Origin of the sequence: Streptomyces sp. M-16 (assembly GCF_052114405.1) — a bacterium.
Lineage (GTDB): Bacteria > Actinomycetota > Actinomycetes > Streptomycetales > Streptomycetaceae > Streptomyces.
The window spans coordinates 1-21,777 of sequence record NZ_JBFRER010000031.1 but is presented as its reverse complement, the minus strand read 5'-3'; the positions used below and the strand labels follow the sequence as shown (position 1 = coordinate 21,777).

Here is a 21,777-nt window from a genome sequence, read left to right as displayed (position 1 = left end):
TCCCCTGCCCCCTGATCAACGACCGGGACAGTCTGGCGGAACAGCGAGGCGCGGGAAAGACCGTAGGTTCCGGCCCCGTAGGCGGCCAGGTCCACCGCGAGGGAGGCGGCAGCCGTCTCGGCCGGCCCTGCGCCCCAGCGGAGTTCGTCCTCGATGGCGGGCGTCTGGCGGGGGAGTCCGCGGCGGGCAGCTGGGAGCACGGCGAGGGCCTGGGCGTGAGCCGCGTCCAACGTGACGGTCAGCAGAGCTGGGCCGAGCTGGTGGACCCGGTGCCCGGTAAAGGCAGAGCGTTGACCAGGTAAATGCCGAGGTGTCCGTCGTTTTTGTGGCGATACTGGCGTGATGATGATGGATGTTACGAACGCGTTGGCTGTGATCAGGACTCTGGAGGCGCAGAGTGTTCAGGTGTGGCTCGGGGACGGTGGCTGGGGAGTTGATGCCCTCCTCGGCGAGCAGACCCGGCCGCATAAGGATGTCGATCTGATCGTCCGGGTCGACCAGGCTGAGGATGCGGTTCAGGCCCTCGGCGGCCTGGGCTTCGTTCTTGTGGAGGGCCGTCTTTCCTCGTGCTTCGTCTTGCGTGATGCCGAGGGGAGGAGTGTCGATGTCCATCCGGTGGTGTTCGACGGAGAGGGCAATGGCGACTACACGATGGAGAACGGCGAGGCGTGGGTCTATTTGGCTGCCTGGTTCGGCGGGAACGGGACCCTTCAGGGTGAGCCGGTGCGGTGCTTGACCGCGCAGGGTCAGGTGGAGTGCCACTCAGGGTACGAGCTCGATGACGAGGACCGCCGGGACCTGGCCGCCCTGAACGAGCGGTTCGGGGTCGACCTCCTGCCCGAACAGCGGTTTCCGGTGCTGTAGGGAGGATCACGCCGCCGTGGGGTACTCGGTCCATTCCCGGATGGGCGAGTCGGGAGCGAACCGGGTCTTGGGCCCGGTCCTGGCGTTGCGCCGGCGGACGTAGGCGGCGATGGCGGCGAACTCGGACTCGATCCAGTTCAGCCAGGATCCGTAGGTCGGCAGGAAGACCAGCTCGATGTCGTGCGCCGCTGCCCACGCCCGGACGTTGGGGTGCTTGTGCGGGGAGAAGTTGTCCAGCACGACGTACAGCTTCTCCCCGGGCCAGCGGGCCCGCAGGGCCTTGAGCAGGCCGAGGAACTCGCGCCAGCGTTTTCGTCTGCGGATGCGGTAGTAGATCTCGCCCGTGGCCAGATCGAGGGCGGCAAGCACGTGCATGACGCCGTTGTACCGGTTGTAGGTCGCCCGCAGCCGGCGCGGTGAACGGACCGGTCCCCACGCCTTGCCCTTGCGGGGCATCAGGTTCAGCGGGCCGAACTCGTCCACGCAGACGACGCGCCAGTCGTCCGGCGGGGTGTCGTAGAGGGCCAGAATCCGGTGCATCTTGGTGATGAAGTCGGGGTCGTTGGAGGACTTCCAGGTGGTCGTCCTCTTCCCCAAGCCTTATCCGGAAGAGTTCCGCCAGGACGTCGTGCGGGTCGCGCGGAACCGCGGCCCGGGTGTGACGGTCGAGCAGGTGGCCGTTGACTTCGGGGTCCACCCGATGACGTTGTGGAAATGGATGCGCCGGGCGGACATCGACGACGGGGCCAAGGCCGGGACCACCAGCCGGGAGAACGCGGAACTGCGCGAAGCGCGTCGGCGGATCAAGCTGTTGGAGCAGGAGAACGAGGTCCTGCGCCGGGCCGCGGCCTATCTGTCGCAGGCGCATCTGCCGGGAAAAGGATCTACCCGCTCGTGAAGGAGCTGGCCGCGGACGGAACGCCCGTCTCGGTGACGTGCCGGGTGCTGAAGCTCGCCAGGCAGCCCTACTACCGCTGGCTCGACAAGCCGGTGCCCGACGCCGTACTGGAACAGGCCTATCGCGCGGACGCGCTGTTCGACGCCCACCGCGAGGACCCGGAGTTCGGCTACCGGTTCCTCGCGGCCGGGGCAAGAAGGCCGGCCCGCCGGTGCACGACGATCTCGTGAGCCGCAGCTTCACCGCGAGTGGCCCGAACCGTCTGTGGCTCGCTGACATCACCGAGCATGCCACCGGCGACGGCAAGCTGTACCTCTGCGCGATCAAGGACGTGTTCAGCAACAGGATCGTGGGCTACTCCATCGACACACGGATGAAGTCCCGCCTGGCGGTGACCGCTCTGGACAATGCCGTGGCCCGGCGTGAAAACGTCGACGGATGCATCGCGCACAGCGATCGCGGATCGCAATTTCGGTCCCGGAAGTTCGTCCAGGCGCTCGACCGGCACCGGATGGCCGGATCGATAGGGAGAGTGGGGGCAGCCGGCGACAACGCGGCCATGGAGTCCTTCTTCAGCCTGCTGAGGAAGAACGTCCTCGACCGCCGCAGCTGGACCACCCGAGAGGAACTGCGGATCGCGATCGTCACCTGGATCGAGCGGACCTACCACCGACGCCGCCGACAAGCCGCACTCGGCCGCCTGACCCCCGTCGAATACGAGACCGTCATGACCACACCGGCCCTCCAGGCCGCGTGACCGAACCTGTCACCCGAACCTGCACCAGACCCGCCGACCAATAGTGACGGGCCACTAGAGTGAACGAGCGCTCGCTTGAACAGCCCATCCAGCCTGAGGGGGAACTGACATGGCTGTCCCGTGGGAACTTCTGATATCCACCGCAGGCGGCGTCGCCGCCACCGTCGTGGGCGTCATCGCAGGCGGGATCGTCGGGCGGCGCAGCCAGAACCGGCAGTGGTTGCAAGGGACACAGACCGCCGCCTACGAGAGGTTTCTGCAGGCGTTCGGCGCCGTGGAAGCTGAGCTGCGTGAAGCGTTCCTCGAGGAGCGCGAGCCTGCTGCCCATGTATGGGGGCCGTTCAACGCGGGCGTTCAGTCGTTGAGCTTGGTTGCGACTCGCGAGGCCGCAACCGCAGCCTTGCAGCTCTGCGACGTGGTGGAGGACTTCACGATCCTGTTCCATGGCCGCCAGTCCACGGACCTGGAGGAGCTTCGGCCGATTCACAGCGCTCTTGAGGAGGCGCACCTGAAGTTCGTCAACGCAGCTCGACGCTCGCTCGACGCGTCGCAAGAACACCTCGACCAGACGCTGGGTGGCCCGTCGCCGTGGCGCGGAGTGGTGTCCTTCCACGCCCAGAGGGCCACCCCAGACGGGGCCGAGTAGAAGCGTGCTCGTCGGCGTCACGAGCCACCTCCTGTGCTCCGTCCTGACGCCGGCGTAGGTCCACCGGTGAGAGCGGTGAGGGGGATGAACGCCTTCTGAGCGCCGAGCTGGCTTGGCGTCGGGCCGGCCGGGGTGGGAACGTTGGCCAGACGATCGAGAAGCGCCTCCACTGCCTCACGGTCGCCTTCGAGGGCTTCGCGTTCGTCTGTGGTCAGGTCGAGCTGTTCGAACATCTGCTGGATGCCGTCCTTCACGTTCAGCAGCTGGCCCCGGGTGGTGTCCTTGGGCACGTAGAACGGGCAGCGGGCACAGGCGAGGCGGTGGGGGCACTTTGCGAAGAAGTCGTAGCTGCAGTAGCCCTCGCCAGGTCGTAGTACTTCCAGGGCTGGACTCCTCCGGCGGCAGCGCCGGTCATGATGGCGTCGCGGTCGATGAGGACCTGGATGGTGCGGACGTTATAAGTGTCGAAGTGCATGACGTTTTCGGTGTCCGGGTCGGTGAGTGCTTCGCCGCAGACATCGCAGGTGACGGACAGGCATCTACACCCTCCGCTTCGTGGAGGAGGTCTCCGCCCGGCTCGGGTGGGCGTGGGAGCCGCGGGAGGTGACGCCCGGCCGCCGGCCGGTCATGGAGATCGCGGGCATCGACCAGCGGCTCATCCGATGGCAGTCGACCCGCCGCCAGCAGATCGAGGACGCGCTCCCCGTCCTCACGGCCGAGTACGAGGAACGGCAGGGGCACCCGCCGGGGGAGCGGGCCGCCTACGGGCTGGCCTGCCAGGCCGCCGACCGGACCCGCTCGCCCAAACGCAAGGAGCTGCGCTCGCTCGCCGAACTGCGCTCCATGTTCGGGAGCGAGCGGAAGCAGCGGAGCCACGCGCTCCCACAGGTCATTTGAAACGAGATCAGCACGCACGCGGACACCCTGCCGACCAAGATCGCCGAGCGCAAGATCCGAGGCTCAACTGAATTGGTCAGAAAGGCTGGTGGGCGTAGATCTTGCGCCACTGGTCAGCGGTGCCCCGCTCGCTCATCCCGGCGGCCCGGTAGACGCTGAGAGCGCCGGCAGAGTTGTGGGTGTCGACATCGACGCCCACGCTGTGATGGCCACGGTCCCGGAGGAGCCGGAAGACGGTGCGCAACAACTGCGTGCCGATGCCGCGGCCGCGGTAGGCATCGAGAACTCCGAGCCAGGCGATCCATGCGCGCTCTGACGGGTCGCGAGCGATGACAGCACCCGCACAGACCCCACCGGCCTCGGCCAGCCACCACAGGGCCGCGTCGTAGCTGCCGCGCTGTCGCTGGTCACGGTCGAACTCGGCGAAGGTACGCCGCCGGTGGTTCCAGTGCCCGGCCAGCGCGTCCTCCAAAACAGAGTGGACGGCGCGCCGGTCCTGGTCATCGGCAGCGACGCGCAGTTGCACACCGAGGGGTGGCTGAGCCGGTTCGGGGAACTCAGTGGTGTCCAGGTCGACTCTGAGGCGCGTGTAGCTGTGCACGATGCTCCAGCCCTCGGCGGCCATGAGGTCATGGGCCGGGCAGTTGGGCAGCTGAAACATGGTCACGGGGGTGTTGGGTTGTGGCGCGTCCCGTAGCACCCACTCGTCGAGCAGGTGAAGCAGTGCTCTGGCCGTGTCCGTAGCGCCGTCTGCGGGTGCAAGGATCAGATGGGCCCGGAGTTGGCCAGCCTGCGGTGCGGGATGCAGGGCGACGAAGCCGCTGAGCCGCCCCTCCTTCGACTCCACGACCATCGTGCGCGACGCCACATCCAGGCCGGGGCTCGCGAGCAGGTCACGCACGTCTGCTCGCGTCGTCTCCCGGCGCCCGATTGCGGCATGCTCGGCGCAGCCGAAGAGATCTAAGATCGCCTCGATGTCAGACTCGTTGACGGCTCTGCAATACACACAGGCACCGTCGCAGGACTGTGCAGCTGTTCACAACCGATATTTGTTGGTGACTATCTCGGGGACCCGACCCAGCATTGCCCACGGCTCCGCACCCGCTACGAACGACAGGCAGACCTCCACCAGGGCGTGCTCGAACGGGCCTGCTGCCTCATCTGCCTCCGTTGCCTGGGCACCATCTGAAACGATCAGTAAGTGACGTCGAAGGTTACGGGGCGCGTCACGCCGCGTACCGTGGGATCTCCGGTCACCTCGAACTCGGTTCCGCTCACTGATTGAATGCGCGACCCGACGAACGTCCAGGTCGGGTGGTGCTCGACGTCGAAGAAATCGGCACTGCGGAGGTGGGCGTCGCGCTGGGGCTGACCGGTGTACACCTCGGTCGCGTCGACCGTCGCCTCGACGCGCGCCTTCTCCGGCTCGTCGGGATCGACCTCCAGCAGGCCGTGCACGTTCTTGAGCTGCCCGCGCACGTAGGTGACCATCATGTGCCTGGCGCGGAACTCCGCCGCAGTATGACCGGACTCGAAGAACCATTTGGTCATGGTCATGTGCGCCCCTGACTTGCCCCTTCAACCAGGACGGATCCGATGGCGGTCACGGAGCGCGTACGGCAGCCCTGGGGACCGACGTGCTCGTGGTGCGTCACCGGTGCTCGCTCAGGCCCTCGGCGCGGCCGTTGCTGCGGCGTGCCTGTGAGGCCGGCATGCCTTGGGCCCCTGGGATGCTCGCCGCCTGTCTGGAGACTGTCGGAGAGCACGAGCAGGCGGAATCCTTCGCCCGGATCGCCGCTGATGCAGTAGCAGTCCGAGGGCGTCCACCACGATGTGGCGCTTGCGGCCGTTGACTGTCTTGCCGCCGTCGAAGCCCCTGGTCGCGGCTGGCACCGAGGCGGCGCCATTCACCGACTGGGAGTCGATGACGCCTGCCGTCGGCTCCCGGTCGCGGCCGGCCGCTTCACGGATCCGGTCGCGCAGCCGGTCGCGGAACTCGGCTGTCAGGCCTTTGTCCGCCAGCGTCGGATGGAAGCGTGGACGCGGTCCCAGGCGGGAAAGTTCGCGGGCACCGGGCAACCACACTCGAACTCACACCCACCGTGCTCGATAGGGCAACGGCTCCTCAGGCGCCGACTCGACGCTTGGAGCTGGGTTCGCCGGTTCTGCCCTGTGGAGGTACCGATGCGGATCCTGCCCCTCGGCCGGGTGCCGACCGCCACATCCCCGTGCGCCGTGCTGCGCGTCGCCACAGGTGAGGCAGGAAGGCGTAGAAGCGGTCGGGAAGGAACACGGCGTCCGCAATGATCATCGCGCCGGAGAAGAGAGGCAGTCCCAGGAGCACCGCGATGCCGATGTGCATGCCCAGCAGCACGGTCAGGACGGGGTACTTGAGCCTGCCGAAGAGCACGAACGGGAAGGCGACCTGCAAGAGCACCGTCCCGTAGCCGGCGATCGCGATCACCATCGGGTACCCGTCCACGAGGTGGGAGAGCGCAGGCCAGGGCTGGAAGAGTTCGAGGTTCAGCGCGTAGTGGAGAGCGGTGCCGCCGCCCCAGGTCGGGCCCTGGACCTTGTACAGGCCGGCCGATCCGTAGAGGAAGCAGACCTGTGCCGCGATGACGAGGATGCCGCAGTTGTGCACCACCGTGGTCAAGGTGATGCGAGCGTCAAGGAGTTGCCGTGCGTAGACGCTCCTCACCGGCTCCGGCGCACTCTCCGCACGTGCCGCCCTGAGCCGGTTTCTGCGTGCGTCCAGGGACCAGCGCCGGCCGCAGGCGGTGAGGACGAGGTAGAGGGCCATCAGCAGGATCAGGTTGTCGCCCCCGTCCGTCATGAAGATCGATCTGGCATGGAACGAGGTCACCACGACGGCGAAGAGGATGGACATGGCGCGGGTCCGCCAGCCCAGCATGAACAACGCGGACGTGAGGAGGGCCGTCACGTAGCAGAGTTCGAAGTAGGCGCGGCTGTCGGACAGGACCAGGGCGCTGTTCCAGCCCGTCTGGTCGAAGAGCTGTCGTGCGAGCGCCGGTGTCCACGGGGAGTCGGGGCCCCAGATCTCGTCACGGTGCGGGAACTCGCGCAGCAGGAAGATCAGGTAGAGCAGTCCGTAGCCGATGCGCAGCACCGACGCGGCGTACAGGGACATGGGCCGGTCGGTGAGTAGTGCCCACAGTGCGGCGATCCGGTCGAGGATCCACTGGTGGGCCGCGCCGGCGAGCGAAGTCTCTTGGGCCGCAGGTCGGTGCGGCGTGGCGGTCGTGGAAGGGGGCTGGGGGATCTGCTCATTTCCCATGGGAGGTCACCTTCCACCAGGGCAGGAGCCGGTCCTCGGTGGGTGCCGGCGGGCGGTTCCCGGCTGCTGTGCCGGGCGCGGCGACGGGCAGTGTGACGACCCGAAGCTGAATGAAGTCGAAGGTGCCGCCGTCGTTGTGGGCAGCGACGCGGTCCGCGGCGATGTTGCGCAGGTACTTCTGCAACATCACGGCCCGTTCCGAGCGTGCCGTGTCGCTTCCTCCGTGTGTCTCGACATAGGAGGTCCAGGCGCGGCGCAGAAGGTTTTGAGATGTATGGCTTGGAAAAACATTGTGATCGACTGCGGAATTGTCCACGGCAGCCAGGTCGAGCCAGGGGGTTACCCTCACCGATCCATCGGAGTCGGTATGTGCGGTCCTCGCCAGGATTTTCCGGTTGAAGGAGTCGGGGTCCGGGGCGAAGAGCCGCCAGTTCTGTTCGAAGAGCGGGTACACCCACCCGTTGATCTGTGAGCTGTACCGCTTCGATACAGGGTTGGCGGGGGCCACGTGAAGGAACACCAAGACAGCGTGGACCAGTGTCGTCAGCAGGCAGAGGGCTACGGCGGTGCGCAGCCCTGCTTTCACTGCGCGCACTCTTATGAGCTGCTTGCCCGGAACGGCCGCTTCGTCATGATGCTGTCGGGGGACCGGACCGGAATCGGACTGATGAAGTTCCTTCACGCCCGCAGATTCAATTCCGCTCGACACCGCGACCCACCCGGTCTTTCTCATGTCTGCTGTTCGCCTGAGGTCTCTGCGACTCTCACCTACGGCGCGCGGCGGATTCGATGAGGATCCCGCCGCGCGCCGTCATTCGATGAACGGGCTTCGTGCAGCCTGCTGCCTAGCCCTCGTGGCCTTGGTGACCCTCGTGGCCTTCGGGCTTGTTGCCGTAGCCGTAGTGGTCGCCGGGCTTCCCGTCGTGGCCGTGGCCGTGGCCGTGGTCGTGGTCGTGGTCGTGGTCCGGCTTACCAGGTCCCTCGTCGTGCCAATGGCCCGGCCCGCCCTCCGGCCCACCGTGGTCATCTCCCGGCCTGCCGCCGTGGTCCGGGCCACCGGGCTGACCGCCGTGGCCACCAGTGACGTTCCCACCGGTGATCGTCCCGCCGATGGTGTTCCCACCGGTCGTGTTCCCGCCAGCCGTGTTCCCGGCCGTGTTGCCCGAGGTGTTTCCGGAGGTGTTTCCGGCGATGTTCCCCGAGGTACCACCAGACACGAGGTCGACGATCGGTCCGCCCAGGAGGCCACCACCGATCAGACCCACGGTCGTACCGGTCGTCGATCCGGGGGTCGGCGTTCCGGCGGTCGCGCCGGTCGTCGTGCCGACAGTGGTCGTTCCGGTCGTCGTACCGGTGGTCGTGCCCGTGGTCGTCCCGCCGGTGGCGCACCCGCCGAGGAAGATCCGGTTGTTGTCCATCGTCACTTCGCCGTTACGGGCCAGCGCCCGGCCCTCGATGTTCGTCCCCGTTCGCAGGAAGATCGAGGTCAGGGCCATGATGGTGCCCACGAAGGTGGTGTTGGTGTTGAGTTCGGCCGAACTCCCGATCTGCCAGAACACGTTGCACGGCGAAGCGCCGTTCGTGAGGAGGATCCGGCTGGAGGTTGCCGTCGTCAGGGCTGCAGGAATCTGGAACACCCAGACGGCGTTGGGGTTCCCCCCGGCATTCAGGACCAGGTCCCCGGTGAGTCCGACACTGCCGGCGGGGTCCCTCGTGTAGACGCCCGGAATCAGCTCCGTGGGACCGGACGTTCCCGAACCGATGGCCGCCGGAAGGTCGAAGTCCTCGGCCTGGCCGGCCGCGTTGTTGTACGCGATGATCAGATCGCTCTTGGCCTGGAGGGCCTGAGCATCCGCAGGGTGCACGGACCGAGGACCAGGCCGGGCGGGAATCCGGTGATGGCCGGGTTCGGGTGCGTCCCGAGGTCGTGGTCGATCACCGTGGGGCCGGTGTTGGTGACTCCCTGACCTGCCAGAACGGAGTAGCTGGCGGTGGTGCCCAGAGGCACGGCAGTCGCGATGGCCAGGGCCTGCGTCGGCAATCCGGCGACCATGACAGCGGCAACCGTGACGGCGACGGCCGAGGCCAGCCAGCCGGACAGAGTGCGGCGCTGAGCCGCTTGGATTTTCAGCTTCATCAAGAGGCCATTTCCTGTGGGGGGCCGTGGCGTACCGGGCCCTACCGATCACCCGGGAAGCCTTGTTGTCGCCGCATATTACGGAGCAATAACCGCGCGTCAAAAACAGACAGCGGGAAAGAGGGTGCCTTATAAACACATTCAGCACCGCGAAGTGAAATGAGAATACCGAAACTTACCACGCCTATCATCCGACATTCCCTCGGGCGGATGGGGCATGGTTAACTCACGCGAGGCGGATCCACCCACCTCAGCAATGCACCCAAACCCGCCACACATTCGAAGCGCCGCCAGGCGGGTGATCTCAGCAACTTGCTGCAGGACGGGCGCGCCGATCCACTTTCCGTACATTCACATGACCCTGAGGGCAGAATCGGAAGCATTCAGATATCGTTCACCAGATCGAGAATGAGTCCATCCGCAAGCGGCTGGCGAGCGATCCTGCATCTCCGGCGGCACCCGGCGGCTGATCTCGCGCGCCGCCCAGCGCGGCATCCACGCGCTCACCCCGTACGTCGAGCAGGAGAAGAAGACCATCGTCACCTGCCGGCACGGAGAAGATCACCTCCACCGTCGGCCAGGAACGTGACATCCGCTTCGGCGCACAGAGCACCAGCTGCAGGCGCCGGACCGGCTCGAGCGCTCGGAACGCAGTCACCGCGACGACATCTCAGTGGTCGGTAGAGCCCTGGGATCGCACGGCGACGATCTCCCCGCCGCAGACGGTGACCACGGTCACGGAGTCACCTTCAGACGCTGAAGGGTTCATTGTCAGGCGCCATCACGCATGGCAGACCGCAGATGAGCAAGCAGGGATCAGGCCACCGTGTCGCTCGGTAAGCGGTGCCGGTTCAGGGCCACGACCCGGTGAACCAGCCGGGCGATCCAGCTGATCGGAGGCAGCGTCATGACCTGCCCCCCGAGCCGCCAGGGCCATCGGGAGCCTTGTCAGCGGAGCGTACGGTGGTGCCGGCCGGAGAGCCGGATGTGCCGGACCAGGTACACCAGGGCGACGAACGAACACGGCGACGCCATTGATCAGCAGGTAGAACAGCCCTTTGGCGACGGCGCCGCCTTCGGCACCACGCCAGGGTCCTACCGCAGTTGAACTGATCCGAGTCGCGCCCCGCCTACGGCCACACATCGCCGCAGCCGACTCGAACCGTCCCGGGGTCGATCTGCTCGACCGAGGCCGCCTCGCAACCGATCAGCAGTGCCTCGGCGGGCAGGTAGTTGCGAAGCAGGCGGTGCAAGGTGGAGCGGCGGATGCCCATGATCGGCGTGCCCACCGCTTTCTCCAGCACCAAGCCGTCCATGYGGGCCAGCCAACCGCCTTATGGCGTGCGAGTGCCGCCGCTGTACTGGCCTCGCGAGGCGTCCCGTACCGCCTCGCCGACGCCGAGTTCGCCCAGTGAAGCATGGGCGCGCTCGACGGCTGTTACTTCCCATCCGATACAGCGCAGGCTGATCGCGGTGGCCAGCCCGCCGATGCCCCCTCCGACCACCACTGCCGTGTGGACCGACGCACCCTCCCGTCGGCCTCCTTCCGCACCCGAGCCGCGCTGCTCATCGGACTCGTCACGCACCTGGTCCAACTCGACCAGGCGGAGCTTCACCCGACAGCGACTCACCGGCGAGGGCCGCCGCCTCGCCGGCCCGCTACGCCTGCGCCGTTGAGAGCGTGCGTGACCCTGAGCTGCGTGAGATCCTCGTACCCCGCGAGAACGCCGGACGCCAGGCCGTCCGACTGTTCCTCACCGTGCACGGCGTGCCGGACGCCGAGAATCGCACTCACATCCTGCTGACCTGCATCGACGGGCTGATCTTCGACCGGCTGGTCAGCGGCGGCGAAGTACCGCGCGAGGCCCTCGAAGGCCTGGTCGCCTCCGCCCTGCGTTAGACCCAGGCATCCACGGTCCTGCTCGAACCGGCCTGCAGCCCGCCTCCGCCACCCACGTCCTCATTCTGAAACGATCAGTAAGTCCTGCGCACGGGTGTGACCTGGGCGGACGTGCCGACCGAGACGATCGGCTGCAGCGGGGTGACGTGCTGGCGGCGCGCGGGACTGGACCGAAGCCGGCGTCTGGCCCCACCTGCACGTCATCCTCCTCGCAGAACTCCGCAAGGCGGGTCTGCTGGACATGGACGACGCCGCGATCGACGGCTCTCACGTCCGGGCCCTGAAAGGGGGGGCTCACACGGGACCTTCGCCGGTCGACCGCGCCCGGCCTGGCAGCAAGCACCTCCTGATCCCCGGCCGGCACGGAACGCCTCTCGCGGTGTCGCTGACCAGCGGAAACCGGCACGACGTCACCCAGCTAATGCCGCTGCTGGACAGCATCCCCCGTATCCGCGGCCTGGTCGGCCGACCCCGTCACCGGCCGCGGCGGCTGTTCGCCGACCGAGGCTACGACTACGACAAGCATCATCTGTTTGCGGCGCCTCCGAACCTCATTCTGAAATGCTCAGTAAGCCGCCTCTTCCGGATCTTGTCCGACCCGCGCGGCCCGGCAAGGCTCAGCCTTCCGAGCTGTTCTCCGCGTACAGCGCGTATAGGGCGTACAGCGTGTGCAGCGTGCCGAGCCTGCTCGTCTCAGCGGTGGTGCCGTACGCGGTGTCGATGGCGCGCTTCTCGGCCTCGCCCCAGCCTCAGCCATCGTGTCACCGGCGAGCCGGAAGGGCCACGCCCGCTCAGCGGTGGCCGGTCCTCGGGAGACCGTCGACGAGTGCCTCCGGGCGCCCGAACCAGTGCGCCAGGGTCTCCCGCAGCTCCTCCGCGGCCGCGTCCACAGGTACTGACGGTGCGCCGATCCATGCTGCGTGCCCGTCCGGACGGACGAGGACCGCGTGAGCGCGCTCCAGGGCGTGCGAGTGGGTACGGGCGGTGGTGACCCGGTCCGCCCATGGACGGGCGGCGGCGGAGAGGGCGTGCGAGCCCGCCGAGCCGTCGAGCAGCAGTGCGCCGCCGGCCGAGCGGGTCAGCAGTCCCGTGAGGCTGTCCTCGCCGTCCGGGCCCACCGGGATGTCCGGCACCATCCGTCCCGCCCACGGGTGTGCGGGGTCTCCGGAGGAGGGGTAGCGGGTGTCGACAGCGGTGATCATCTCGGCCAACGGCCCGGCCGTGTCCCCGGGCTCGGCCAGCTCGGCGAGCAGATCGCGTACGGGCGCCAGGTGGTCGTCGTCTCCGTCCGCCGGGGCGAGCACCGCCTGCGCGCGGGTGTTGCGGAGCAGACGCTTGCCGGCCGCGTGGCGCTCGTCGTGGTAGGTGTCGAGCAGCGTGTCCGGCGCCTGCCCTCGCGCCACCAGGGCTAGCTTCCAGCCCAGGTTGACGGCGTCGTCGATCGCCGCGTTGACGCCGATGGCGCCGGCCGGGGGGTGGATGTGCGCGGCGTCCCCGGCGAGCAGCACGCGGCCTGCCCGGAACTGCTCGGCGAGCCGCGCCGCGTCCCCGAACCGGGTCAGCCACAGCGCCTCGGCGATGTCGGCCTGGTGTCCCAACGCGGCCTCGACCGCGCGCTGGAAGGAGTCGAGCGGCACCGGCTCGTACGGGTCCGCGGGCGGTGCCGGGTCGGCGGTGACGAGACGGACGTAACCGGGGCGCGGGATCGCGAACACCGAGCGGCCGCCGGGCCCGGCATTGGGGCCGAACGAGACGGCCGACGGGTCGGCGAGCACCACGTCCCCGAGCAGGGTGAACTTCCGCGCGGGCGTCCCGGGGAACCCGATCCCGGCCGCCTTCCGCACCGTGCTGCGGCCCCCGTCGCAGCCGACCAGCCACCGGCAGCGCACGATGGACGGGCCCTCGGCCCCGTCCACCTCGACCGTCACGCCCTCACCGTCCTGGCGCAGCCCGGTGAGGCGCCGACCGCGGACGAGGCGCGCGCCTGACCCCACGGCCCACTCGGCGAGCAGTTCCTCCACGCGGGTCTGGGGGATGCCGAGGGTGTAGGGGTGTTTCGTGCGCATGGCGGCGAGGTCGAGGCGGGACGCACCGACGAACACCGTCGTCTGCACGGTCGGTCCCTCCGCGAGGAAGCCGGCGGCCAGGCCACGGCGGTCGAGCAGCTCCAGGCTCCGGGCGTTGAGGTTGAACCCGCGGCAGAAGCCCGGCGGTTCGGGCTCCCGCTCCAGGACCAGCGCCCGCACTCCTGCCCGCCCCAACTCCCCGCCGAGCGCCAGCCCGGCAGGCCCGGCACCGACGATCAGAACGTCGACGACCTCGTCCTTCGACGCGGTGTCACTCATCGCCCGCCCCCTTCCGGCCACGTCAGCGTCCCGCGCTCGATCTCGTCGGCGATGCGCTCCGCCCACGCCAGCTCGGCCTGCGCCATGGCCGCGGCGTACTCGGCCTCGATGACGAACAGGCGCGGCGCGTTGTGCTCCTCGCGGGCCGCGCGGTAGCCCTCGGCGTCCTGCGCGATCCGCTCCCGTAGCGCGGCGGCCCGCTCCCGCAGCGCCCCCGCCGCACGGACACGGCCCAGCGCGCCGAGGTACCCGACGGCGGAGAGGAACCGCGGGTACTCGGGTGAGGGCTCTCGGATCAGCTCGTCGAGCCAGTCGGTGAAGCCGTCCCGCCCGGCGGGGGTGTGGCGGTAGACGGTGCGGGCCGGACGGTTGCCGACCTGCTCGGTGCCGTCCGCCTCGATCCACCCGTCCCGCGTGAGCGCGCGGACGGTGTCGTAGAGCGATCCGGTCGTCAGCTTGAACGCGCGCTCCATGCCGCGTTCGCGGAGCGCGCTGGCCATGGCATGGGGATGCATCGGCTGCTCCAGCAGCAACCCGAGTACGGCGAGGGCGAGGGCGTTGGCGGGGCGCTTCGGGGGCTTCTGGACGGCGTGGGGTTCACGGGCGGGCATGGAACTCCAGTGTGTTGACACGGCAGACTGCTCGGATGCGATTACTCGGATCCGAGCATATCCCCAGAGATGCTGAGTGCAAGGGTGTGAGCCCTGGAAGCAGGTGCGGCGACGACGACTGCAACATTGGCTCGACGCGGACTGCGCCGAGCCTTCGACGTACCTCCAGGCCAACGGGATGGAGCTGACCGCCCTCCCGTACGAGGAACGCGGACGCCGCCTGGAGGTACTGTCCTACGCCGCGACCTGGGTCGGCACGAAGCTGCGCTGGGACCAGGCCGTCGACGAGAACGAGCGCCAGGCCCTCCTCGGTCTCGCCGAGGACTGCCCCACCACCACCGTCGTCTACGAACCCGCCCTCGTCGCCCGATACCCCACCGACTGAGGGGCGTCATGAATTCTGCATCGGCTGGCGGCAGCGACGTTCACCGCGTTGCGGTGTTCTGAGCTGGGCTGGCAGGGGAGGAGGTGTCGTCCGCTTGGTGCAGGTGCGTGTCGTTTCGCGGGTAGAAGGCGTGACGCGTGTGTAGGGACGGCGGTGCCTTCGCCGGCCCGATTCGCCCCGCCCCTGATCACCCCCTCCCCGGCCTGCGCCCGCTTCCAGGACTATGCCAACCGCCGGGGGCGGCCCGGGATCTGGCCCCGGGCACTGAACCAACGCGCGGGCGAGCGACCACGACAGAGCCGCCGCGGGGTTGTGCTCCACAGCGGCGCCGTCCTTGCGGTCCGAGACCCGCTGTCAGGTCCTGACCTGTGGCTTGTGGGCTGCCTCTTTCCCACACGAGTCCTGGCGGTGCAGGCGGCCGAGGGTGTTGGGGAAGACGGCCAGGGCCGCAGGGAGGTCCGTGTTCACGGGGTGCATCCAGCGAAGGGGCGACCAGGAGTAGCCGTCAAACGAGGCGCGCCTCAGCGCTCCCTGATCGCCGGCTGCGGGTCGTGCGTGACGATCAGTGCCGCGCCGTCACGGGCACTTGGTCAGCCCGTATGACGGCAAGACCCTGTCTTCGGCCTCGCAGGTCGATGCCGGCCACATGGTGCCTTTGGCCAATGCCTGGCGGTCGGGCGCCGGCACCTGGGACACCCCCAAGCGCAAGGCATTCGCCAACGACCTTCAGGGGCCGCAGCTGCTCGCGGTCGCGGCGGCGTCGAACCGGTCGAAGGGCGACCAGTCCCCGGACCAGTGGGCACCCTCGTCTCGGGCGTTCTGGTGCGCGTACACCAGGGCCTGGACGCACATCAAGCACACCTACCAGCTGACTCCCCGCCGGCGCCCGCAGCGCGGGCGGGCGGGCCGGCTACGCCCCTCCGCTGCGGCCTGGCCGCGCGTACCGCCCCGGCGCGACCCCTGCTGGTCATCGCAGCCTGTGGGCGGCCACGTTCCGGGACGCCGTCCTCAGGCCCACCCCAGTCGTGAGCCGAGCAGGGAGCCGACCAGTTCGGCCTGGCCCGGCGCGGGCATCAGCCTCTTGGGCAGGACGAAGAAGCAGGTCTTCCAGCCGGACCTGCCCACGACGACGTAGACCTCGGGCGTCTCGTGGAACCGCTTCAGCTCCTCCCAGGACACGCGCCCCTGCTCGCCGCCGGCGCAGCTGACCGTGATGCCGCCGTCGTCGACGGCGTACTCCATCTCACCGTGCGCCTGGGCGGCCTTGAGCGTGCGGGAGACGGTCCGACGGGGCGTCAGCAGCCAGATCGTTGCTCCATACGCGACCGCTGCGGCCAGGAAGGGGAAGTCGACCGTATAGCCGTCGGCGCTGAGGCCCACGCCCAGCAGCGCGATGGCCAGCGCCCCCGCCACGCCGAACAACCGCGTCCGGCGGAACACTCCAGCCGCCTGGAGGGCCGCACGGAGCTCGCTCTTGTCCGCCTGTCCCCTGAACCGCAGCACTTCGCCCGCGGCCGGGACGTCCGGGCGCAGGTCTATCTCGTTGTCGTTCACATGGGCGGAGCATAGCGTTCCGCTCCCTCCCCCCGGATATGGGAGGCGCGGTGCGGCGGTCAGCAGCGCTACGGACTACGTGCATTGGAGTGCACGAGAACGCCGCGGAGCCACAGGCGGACCCTGGCGGCCTGGCGGCCTGGCGGCGGGCGGTCGGGTCGGGCCTGGTCCGGAGGCGGACGCGGGCCCGTGGCGGTGGTCGCGGGCGGTGGTGGAGGCCGCCGACCCGGAGCAGGTCCGCGCGGCCCTTCGGGGGCCGCTCGGTGCCGGGGTGCCGGCGGACCGGCTGACGCAGGCCCTGGGGCAGCCGTTGCGGTGCCGACCGCGGGTGACCGCGGCGGCGATCGGCCACCTTGTCCGCGCTGGCCTGCTGATCCGCCTCGGCGGGGACACGGAGTTTCCTGACGTCCACCCGGACCAGGTGGCCGCCCTCGGCCGCCGCAGGGACCTGCCGGCCCTCCTCGACCGGCACGTCCCCCCCGGCCCGGACCAGGCCGCCCGGCGCCTCGGCGTCCGCAGGACGACTTCGATCACTTGGTGAGGCTCGGTTATCTGTCTTCGGTCGCCACGGCGCAGGTGGACTGGGGAAAGGCGAACGGGGGCGTGGTCTGGTCCCGCTCTACTCGGCCGAGGATGTAGCGCTGCTGGATGCGGTGCGGCCGGAGGTGGACTGGGAGGAGGTCCGCCGTACCGGGCCGGGCCGGCGCTCCCCGCTCGCGGCCCCGGCGCCGGTCGTTGAAGGCGAGGACACGGTGCGGCTCGCGGAGGTCGGCCGGATCGGGGTGAGCCGCGCGGCCGTCACGTCCTGGCGCCGCCGCCTGCCCGGCTTCCCCGCTCCGGCAGGCGGCACGCGGACGAACCCGGCCTTCGGCTGGGGCGCGGTGGTCGCGTGGCGCAGGGAACAGGGCAAGCTTCACGTCCCCCACCGCCTCGCCCACCGCCCTGGCCGCCGTCACGGAGCGCGCGAGGATCAGCGGGCCTACCTGCCAGGAGAGCTGAGATGGACATCGACCCCGAGACGCACATGTACGACTGCCCGGGAACCCTCCCCGGCGGACGGGGCTGGGACACGTGCAAAAGCTGGGAGGGACGCTCCTTCGCGGACATCCGGGCCGGATTCGCAGGCGTGCCCCTGTCCGTGCCGGTCCCGCGGTCGGCCCCCAGAACGCCGGAACCGGCCCGCGCCTTCCACCAGTCGACCACTGCGAGCGCCTGGACTGCGAGGGCGGTATCTGCACAGGTGACGGCCCGGACGACTACGACCGGGTGGCTTTGTTCGCGAGTTTGGGTTCTGGCACACATTCCGTGAACGATCTTGGCTCGGGCTGCGCAAGAACGTCGGCGTTTGCTCCCGGTCCACCCAGACCTTCTTCAGGAACCAGTCATGACGAGACGTGACTCTTTGAGCACATACGGTAACCGTGCGCGCGGGGGTAACTCGAAGGGCGACCACAGTCGCCTCAAGCCCGCGCTCCACGCTCTCGTTACCGATCGGGAAGGCATCACGTGGAGAAGAGGCTGAAGTCCTGGGGCGACAACCGGGCCGGACAACTCGGCAACGGCGCCTGGAGCGACTTCTGTCCCACCGCCGCCACAGTGCTCGGACTCACCAGCAACGAGGTGGTGAAGATCGCGGTCGGCGGCAGCGGCTCGGCCTCCGGTCACGGACTAGCGCTGCTGACCGACGGGACCGTGCAGTCCTGGGGCGAGAACAAGTCTGGCCAGCTCGGCGACGGCTCGGTGTTCAAGCACAATGCTCCCGGCCAGGTCGTCAGCCTGTCCGACGCCACCGAGATCGCGGCAGGCGGATCGCGCAGTCTGGCCCTGCGCGCCGACCAGACCGTGGTCGCCTGGGGGTGCAACAACTACGGGCAGCTCGGCAACGGCACCAAATCCGACAGCAGCGTGCCGGTGCAGGTAGAAGGCTTGACCAAGGTCATCGCGATCGCCGCAGGGCTCAACCACAGCCTGGCGCTGCGCGAGGACGGCACGGTCTGGGCCTGGGGCTACAACATCAACGGTCAGCTCGGCGACGGCAGCTCGGCGAGCAGGAACGTGGCCGCCCCGGTGAGCGGTCTGACCGGCCTCACCCGGATCGCCGCCGGCGCCAACCACAACCTCGCCCTCGTCGGGCCGCCCGGCAATGGCGGCGCGGTCATGGCCTGGGGCCACAACGCCACCGGCCAGCTCGGAGACAACAGCACCATCAACCGCTCCACGCCGGTCAAGACCCAGGACACCTGGTCCGGCGAGGTCTCGCACATCGCAGCGGGCGCCAGCCACAGCATGGCCGTCACCGGCGGCGACAAGAGCCTCCACGCCTGGGGCCAGAACACCTCCGGCCAGCTCGGTGACGGCACCACGGACTACCGGATCACTCCCGCCCCGGTACCCGGTCTGACCGGCGTCCAGCTCGTGGCCGGCGGCCGTGAACCACCATCGCCCTGCTCGGCGACGGCACGGAGCGCTCCTGGGGCGCCAACGGCTCCGGCCAGCTCGGCAACAACACCCGCACAGACAGCAGTATCCCGGTCACCACCCTGACGTCCCTGACCGGTGTCGACAAGATCGCCGCACCGATCGGCGGCGACTTCAGCCTGGCCAACTGACACACCAGCACCAGCCAGGGTCGGGGTGCAGAACGCCTCCCGACCCTGCCGACTCCCTTAACGCTCCACGCAACGACGTGGCTGCCGGGGCCGACGCCCTCATCGGGGACGGAGCCGCCGTCTCCGGCACAAAACTGCGCACCCAGTCCGAGGGCGAGAGCCAGGTCGTCGCCAACCCCCGCGTCCTCACCACCCCCAACCGCGAGGTCCTCACCAACGGACTGCCCGACATCGACGGCGCACCCGGCGGCACCCTGCCCGGCTTAGGCATCCTCGCCGACAAGCTGAACGAACTCCCGGCCGTGCTGGGCTTCCGCGTCAGCAACCCGATCCGCGAGCACTGCTTCGTCCCGGCCGTCAGCGCCATCGCCGTACGCGAGCCGGCCACTCACGACGACCTCTACACCCCGATCAGGGACGAGGACCTGGAAGAGACGCCCTTCCACGCCGTCAAGTTCGCCTCCCAGAGCGAGATGCACACCCTGGTCACCGAGGAACTCTCCACCTGGTTCCTGGACCAGCTGCCTTACTGATCTTTTCGTAAGTTCGGTGGGTGTGGCGGGTGGATGGTCAGGCCGATATGGGCGAGGAATGACCATGGCAGTCGGGGGTTGGTGTGGATGCGGTGGATCCCGTGCTCGGTGGCGTCGGCGACATCGGCGAGGTGGTCGCCGGCCAGATTGGCGAGTTCACGCTTCTTGAGTGAGGACCACAGCAGCTCCACCGGGTTCAGCTCGGGAGCGTAGGCGGGTAATCGCTCCAGGGTGAGCCAGTCCTGGTCGGCGGCCCAGGCCCGCATCGCCCGGCTCCAGTGGGCGGAAAGGCCGTCCCAGACCAGGACCACTCGCTCGCCGCGGTAGAACACCTTCATCTGCTCCAGGACCTCGATGAGGGCGGCGGTGTCGTAGCTGCCGGGCTTGAGGCGGAAGCACAGGCGGGCCCCTCGATCGGGGTCGGTGGAGTGGTAACCCAAGGCCCCGGCCATCGAGGCGCGCTTCCAGTTCAGGCGGTGCCGCAGGAGCGGAGTCCGGCCTCGGGGCGAGTAGGTGCGGCGGATCTGAGGGAGCAGGGAGACGCCTGATTCGTCGAGGGAGACGATCCAGGCACGTGTGTTCACGGCCCCTTTTTGATGCGCGGCCACTCGTGCGCGATCCAGCGGGCGATCTCCGACTCGTCCCGCTCGACCGCCCGCCGCTCGGGCCGTTGCAGGCTCCATCCGAGCCGGCCGGTCAGCAGCCGCCACACCGACGCCCTCGACAACACCACCCCCGTTGAACGGGTGACGACCGCGCCGACTCGTTCCAGGGTCCACAGGTCGGCCTCGAAACCATGCGCCTGGGCACCGTGCTCCAACGCGGCCCGGACCGTCTCGACCTGGGTGTCGTCCAGCTTGGGCGGCCGTCCGGTGGCTGCCCGTCGCCGCAGGGCCGAAGCATCGCCTTGCTCCCACACCCGCCGCCAACGCCGCACACTCTCGGCACACACCCCCACCGCCCTCGCGATCTCCGCATTCGAGACACCGTCCTCGAACAACTCGGCTGCCCGAACACGACGCGCCTCCGCCAACTGAGGCCGCGACAACGGAGGAAGGGAGGAGCCGGCAGCCGAAGGGGAAGGTCGATAAGCCACCCCGACAGCCTCCCACCCACACCGCCACCACACCCACCGAACTTACGAAAAGATCAGTAAGGCTTGCCCAGGCTCTCAGGCTCCTCGGCCTCCACCTCCCATAGGGGATGCGCCCGCCCGGTGCCGTAGCAGTGGCAAAACATGGTCTCCGCCTGCGGAACGGCCGGTCATCACCGCTCGGAAGCACACGACGCCTTCTACGCGGCCAAGAGCGCCCAGGCAGGGTTCGCCGAGATCCTCTCCAAGCGGCTGCGGGCCCAGGGGGTCCGGGTGATCTCTCGGCCATCACGAGCCTCCCGATCCTCGGCAGTGCTCCTCCACCAGCCGGACACAACCGCGCCGGACACAACCGCCGGGAAGGCTCTGATCCGCCTGTCGCGTGGCCTCCCCACCACGGGGGAGGTCCGGAGCGAAGATCATCCTCACGTGTGATCCCGCCCTGCGGCGACCGTGCCAGGCTCGGCGCATGCACTACGTCGTTCGCCGTATCACCGCCGAGGAGTGGCGGGAACTCCGCGAGATCACGCTGGAAGCGCTCCGCGACTCCCCTGAGGCCTTCAACCTCTCCTACGAGGACACCGCCGCCCGTCCGGACCGCTACTGGCAGCAACAGGCCGCCGCCGAGGCCGCCACCCGGGAACGCACCACCTTCACGGTCCGTGACCAGACCGGGAACTGGGTGGGGGTCGCCGGGGTCGAACCCGTCCCCGACGTCCCCGACACCCTGTGCGTCCGTTCCGTCTACGTCGCCCCGGCTCATCGCGGCACCGCCGGCCCCGCCGCAGAACTCGTGCACGCGGCCATCCGCCACGCGCGCGAGCACACCGACGCCCGGCGGCTGACCCTCGGCGTCAACGAGAACAACGGGCGCGCGCTGGCCTTCTACCGGCGGCTCGGCTTCGAGGACACCGGGAAGGTGATCCCCTACGTCCGGAACCCGGCGGAGAAGGTCCTCATCCTGGGCTATCCGGGTTTCCGCAGCGGCTCCCGCTAGGAGAGTGGGTCAGTGACGAGCAAGCGGCTCCGCTCCCGTGATCGGCGGATCGGTCGCGGCGGGCTCGTCAGGGCATGTGGGGCTGGCGGGGCCTGCCCGCCGGGTGTCCGGTCGGCAGGGCTCGTGACGTGGCCGGGGACCCGATGCTCTGGTACGGGATGGTCAACCACGTCTCCGGGCTGGACTTCCTCGGCGTCACCGGGGAGCGTGCCCCGGCCCCGGCCCCGGCCCCGGCCCCGGCCCCGGCCCCGGC

At 69.1% G+C, this 21,777-nt stretch carries 24 protein-coding genes and 6 pseudogenes; 13 read left to right on the top strand and 17 right to left on the bottom strand.

The annotated features are described in order from the left end of the window. The first annotated feature begins 342 nt into the window (after positions 1–342). A complete protein-coding gene (locus tag AB4039_RS16665; RefSeq protein WP_266846376.1) occupies positions 343–864 on the top strand; it encodes a nucleotidyltransferase domain-containing protein in 522 nt (173 codons plus the stop codon). 6 nt (positions 865–870) lie between these two features. Here AB4039_RS16665 and AB4039_RS16660 read toward each other — a convergent pair whose 3' ends face one another. Further along, positions 871–1,461 (bottom strand): IS630 family transposase, encoded by a 591-nt coding sequence (locus AB4039_RS16660; protein ID WP_442271069.1) that lies wholly within the window; start codon positions 1,459–1,461, stop codon positions 871–873. On the opposite strand from AB4039_RS16660, the pseudogene AB4039_RS16655 reads away from it, so the two are divergent. After that, positions 1,412–2,519, top strand: a pseudogene (locus AB4039_RS16655) (IS3 family transposase). The gene AB4039_RS16660 and the pseudogene AB4039_RS16655 sit on opposite strands and share 50 nt — an antisense overlap. A 109-nt stretch (positions 2,520–2,628) precedes the next feature. Then, positions 2,629–3,165, top strand: a complete 537-nt coding sequence (locus AB4039_RS16650) for a hypothetical protein (RefSeq protein ID WP_266846374.1) — start codon at positions 2,629–2,631, stop codon at positions 3,163–3,165. Between the two features lie 17 nt (positions 3,166–3,182). On the opposite strand, the gene AB4039_RS16645 is transcribed toward AB4039_RS16650, so the two are convergent. Beyond that, positions 3,183–3,455 (bottom strand): hypothetical protein, encoded by a 273-nt coding sequence (locus AB4039_RS16645; RefSeq protein ID WP_442271068.1) that lies wholly within the window; start codon positions 3,453–3,455, stop codon positions 3,183–3,185. Between the two features lie 247 nt (positions 3,456–3,702). Between AB4039_RS16645 and AB4039_RS16640 the strand changes: the two are divergent. Continuing rightward, positions 3,703–4,008: pseudogene (locus AB4039_RS16640) on the top strand (relaxase domain-containing protein); the annotation flags it as partial. A 130-nt stretch (positions 4,009–4,138) separates the two neighbouring features. Here the strand turns inward: AB4039_RS16640 and AB4039_RS16635 are convergent. The 9 genes and pseudogenes from AB4039_RS16635 to AB4039_RS16595 all read right to left on the bottom strand — a co-directional run. After that, the gene (locus AB4039_RS16635; protein WP_266846372.1) at positions 4,139–4,963 is read right to left on the bottom strand and encodes a GNAT family N-acetyltransferase; all 825 of its coding nucleotides are present in this window, start codon (positions 4,961–4,963) and stop codon (positions 4,139–4,141) included. Between the two features lie 293 nt (positions 4,964–5,256). Next, positions 5,257–5,619: a YceI family protein gene (locus AB4039_RS16630; RefSeq protein ID WP_442271067.1), complete on the bottom strand. Its 363-nt coding sequence runs from the start codon at positions 5,617–5,619 to the stop codon at positions 5,257–5,259. A gap of 108 nt (positions 5,620–5,727) precedes the next feature. Next, positions 5,728–5,955 carry a hypothetical protein gene (locus tag AB4039_RS16625; protein WP_442271103.1) on the bottom strand — a complete coding sequence of 76 codons (228 nt, stop codon included), beginning with the start codon at positions 5,953–5,955 and terminating at the stop codon, positions 5,728–5,730. A gap of 232 nt (positions 5,956–6,187) precedes the next feature. Continuing rightward, positions 6,188–7,360: an HTTM domain-containing protein gene (locus AB4039_RS16620; RefSeq protein ID WP_266846370.1), complete on the bottom strand. Its 1,173-nt coding sequence runs from the start codon at positions 7,358–7,360 to the stop codon at positions 6,188–6,190. Then, a complete protein-coding gene (locus AB4039_RS16615; RefSeq protein WP_266846369.1) occupies positions 7,350–8,093 on the bottom strand; it encodes a DUF5819 family protein in 744 nt (247 codons plus the stop codon). The genes AB4039_RS16620 and AB4039_RS16615 overlap by 11 nt, the downstream gene beginning before the upstream one ends. A gap of 112 nt (positions 8,094–8,205) precedes the next feature. Further along, complete coding sequence (locus AB4039_RS16610) at positions 8,206–9,225, bottom strand: ice-binding family protein (protein WP_442271066.1); 1,020 nt, start codon at positions 9,223–9,225, stop codon at positions 8,206–8,208. Then, complete coding sequence (locus AB4039_RS16605) at positions 9,180–9,497, bottom strand: hypothetical protein (protein WP_442271065.1); 318 nt, start codon at positions 9,495–9,497, stop codon at positions 9,180–9,182. The genes AB4039_RS16610 and AB4039_RS16605 overlap by 46 nt, the downstream gene beginning before the upstream one ends. Before the next feature lie 394 nt (positions 9,498–9,891). Further along, positions 9,892–10,155, bottom strand: coding sequence for a hypothetical protein (locus AB4039_RS16600; protein WP_442271064.1), 264 nt, complete (start codon positions 10,153–10,155; stop codon positions 9,892–9,894). A 484-nt stretch (positions 10,156–10,639) separates the two neighbouring features. Next, positions 10,640–11,005, bottom strand: a pseudogene (locus AB4039_RS16595) (FAD-dependent oxidoreductase); the annotation flags it as partial. 6 nt (positions 11,006–11,011) lie between these two features. Here AB4039_RS16595 and AB4039_RS16590 point away from each other — a divergent pair. Together AB4039_RS16590 and AB4039_RS16585 are read left to right on the top strand one after the other, a co-directional pair. Further along, positions 11,012–11,397: pseudogene (locus tag AB4039_RS16590) on the top strand (TetR family transcriptional regulator C-terminal domain-containing protein). Between the two features lie 81 nt (positions 11,398–11,478). Further along, positions 11,479–11,917: pseudogene (locus AB4039_RS16585) on the top strand (transposase); the annotation flags it as partial. 271 nt (positions 11,918–12,188) lie between these two features. Here AB4039_RS16585 and AB4039_RS16580 read toward each other — a convergent pair. Continuing rightward, complete coding sequence (locus tag AB4039_RS16580; RefSeq protein WP_442271063.1) at positions 12,189–13,742, bottom strand: FAD-dependent monooxygenase; 1,554 nt, start codon at positions 13,740–13,742, stop codon at positions 12,189–12,191. Further along, positions 13,739–14,353, bottom strand: a complete 615-nt coding sequence (locus AB4039_RS16575) for a PadR family transcriptional regulator (protein WP_442271062.1) — start codon at positions 14,351–14,353, stop codon at positions 13,739–13,741. Before AB4039_RS16575 ends, AB4039_RS16580 begins: the two co-directional genes overlap by 4 nt. A 103-nt stretch (positions 14,354–14,456) precedes the next feature. Between AB4039_RS16575 and AB4039_RS16570 the strand changes: the two genes are divergently transcribed. Then, positions 14,457–14,738 carry a hypothetical protein gene (locus tag AB4039_RS16570; protein ID WP_442271061.1) on the top strand — a complete coding sequence of 94 codons (282 nt, stop codon included), beginning with the start codon at positions 14,457–14,459 and terminating at the stop codon, positions 14,736–14,738. 726 nt (positions 14,739–15,464) lie between these two features. On the opposite strand, the gene AB4039_RS16565 is transcribed toward AB4039_RS16570, so the two are convergent. Continuing rightward, on the bottom strand, positions 15,465–15,590 hold the full coding sequence (locus tag AB4039_RS16565; protein WP_442271060.1) for a hypothetical protein: 126 nt from the start codon (positions 15,588–15,590) through the stop codon (positions 15,465–15,467). A gap of 156 nt (positions 15,591–15,746) precedes the next feature. Then, the gene (locus AB4039_RS16560; protein WP_442271059.1) at positions 15,747–16,292 is read right to left on the bottom strand and encodes a YcxB family protein; all 546 of its coding nucleotides are present in this window, start codon (positions 16,290–16,292) and stop codon (positions 15,747–15,749) included. Between the two features lie 208 nt (positions 16,293–16,500). Here AB4039_RS16560 and AB4039_RS16555 point away from each other — a divergent pair, with 208 nt between their 5' ends. The 4 genes from AB4039_RS16555 (at position 16,501) to AB4039_RS16540 (ending at position 19,434) form a co-directional block, all read left to right on the top strand. Next, positions 16,501–16,833: a hypothetical protein gene (locus AB4039_RS16555; protein WP_442271058.1), complete on the top strand. Its 333-nt coding sequence runs from the start codon at positions 16,501–16,503 to the stop codon at positions 16,831–16,833. 965 nt (positions 16,834–17,798) lie between these two features. Then, positions 17,799–18,836, top strand: a complete 1,038-nt coding sequence (locus AB4039_RS16550; RefSeq protein ID WP_442271057.1) for an RCC1 domain-containing protein — start codon at positions 17,799–17,801, stop codon at positions 18,834–18,836. Continuing rightward, a complete protein-coding gene (locus AB4039_RS16545; RefSeq protein WP_442271102.1) occupies positions 18,818–18,901 on the top strand; it encodes a hypothetical protein in 84 nt (27 codons plus the stop codon). The genes AB4039_RS16550 and AB4039_RS16545 overlap by 19 nt, the downstream gene beginning before the upstream one ends. 77 nt (positions 18,902–18,978) lie before the next feature. Continuing rightward, positions 18,979–19,434, top strand: coding sequence for a hypothetical protein (locus tag AB4039_RS16540; RefSeq protein ID WP_442271056.1), 456 nt, complete (start codon positions 18,979–18,981; stop codon positions 19,432–19,434). On the opposite strand, the gene AB4039_RS16535 is transcribed toward AB4039_RS16540, so the two are convergent. Next, a complete protein-coding gene (locus AB4039_RS16535; protein WP_442271055.1) occupies positions 19,428–20,018 on the bottom strand; it encodes an IS630 family transposase in 591 nt (196 codons plus the stop codon). The two genes, AB4039_RS16540 and AB4039_RS16535, sit on opposite strands and share 7 nt — an antisense overlap. Next, a complete protein-coding gene (locus AB4039_RS16530; protein WP_442271054.1) occupies positions 20,015–20,530 on the bottom strand; it encodes a winged helix-turn-helix domain-containing protein in 516 nt (171 codons plus the stop codon). The genes AB4039_RS16535 and AB4039_RS16530 overlap by 4 nt, the downstream gene beginning before the upstream one ends. 141 nt (positions 20,531–20,671) lie before the next feature. On the opposite strand from AB4039_RS16530, the pseudogene AB4039_RS16525 reads away from it, so the two are divergent. Next, positions 20,672–20,809, top strand: a pseudogene (locus AB4039_RS16525) (SDR family NAD(P)-dependent oxidoreductase); the annotation flags it as partial. A gap of 187 nt (positions 20,810–20,996) precedes the next feature. After that, positions 20,997–21,524 (top strand): GNAT family N-acetyltransferase, encoded by a 528-nt coding sequence (locus AB4039_RS16520; RefSeq protein ID WP_266845347.1) that lies wholly within the window; start codon positions 20,997–20,999, stop codon positions 21,522–21,524. The last annotated feature ends 253 nt before the right edge of the window (positions 21,525–21,777 follow it).

What these genes read in the sequence shown, in the direction of transcription:
- AB4039_RS16665 (WP_266846376.1), top strand. Translation starts at nt 343, where the DNA reads ATGATGATGGATGTTACGAACGCGTTGGCTGTGATCAGGACTCTGGAG.
- AB4039_RS16650 (WP_266846374.1), top strand. Translation starts at nt 2,629, where the DNA reads ATGGCTGTCCCGTGGGAACTTCTGATATCCACCGCAGGCGGCGTCGCC.
- AB4039_RS16630 (WP_442271067.1), bottom strand. Translation starts at nt 5,619, where the DNA reads ATGACCATGACCAAATGGTTCTTCGAGTCCGGTCATACTGCGGCGGAG.
- AB4039_RS16620 (WP_266846370.1), bottom strand. Translation starts at nt 7,360, where the DNA reads ATGGGAAATGAGCAGATCCCCCAGCCCCCTTCCACGACCGCCACGCCG.
- AB4039_RS16615 (WP_266846369.1), bottom strand. Translation starts at nt 8,093, where the DNA reads ATGAGAAAGACCGGGTGGGTCGCGGTGTCGAGCGGAATTGAATCTGCG.
- AB4039_RS16605 (WP_442271065.1), bottom strand. Translation starts at nt 9,497, where the DNA reads ATGAAGCTGAAAATCCAAGCGGCTCAGCGCCGCACTCTGTCCGGCTGG.
- AB4039_RS16580 (WP_442271063.1), bottom strand. Translation starts at nt 13,742, where the DNA reads ATGAGTGACACCGCGTCGAAGGACGAGGTCGTCGACGTTCTGATCGTC.
- AB4039_RS16575 (WP_442271062.1), bottom strand. Translation starts at nt 14,353, where the DNA reads ATGCCCGCCCGTGAACCCCACGCCGTCCAGAAGCCCCCGAAGCGCCCC.
- AB4039_RS16565 (WP_442271060.1), bottom strand. Translation starts at nt 15,590, where the DNA reads ATGTGCGTCCAGGCCCTGGTGTACGCGCACCAGAACGCCCGAGACGAG.
- AB4039_RS16520 (WP_266845347.1), top strand. Translation starts at nt 20,997, where the DNA reads ATGCACTACGTCGTTCGCCGTATCACCGCCGAGGAGTGGCGGGAACTC.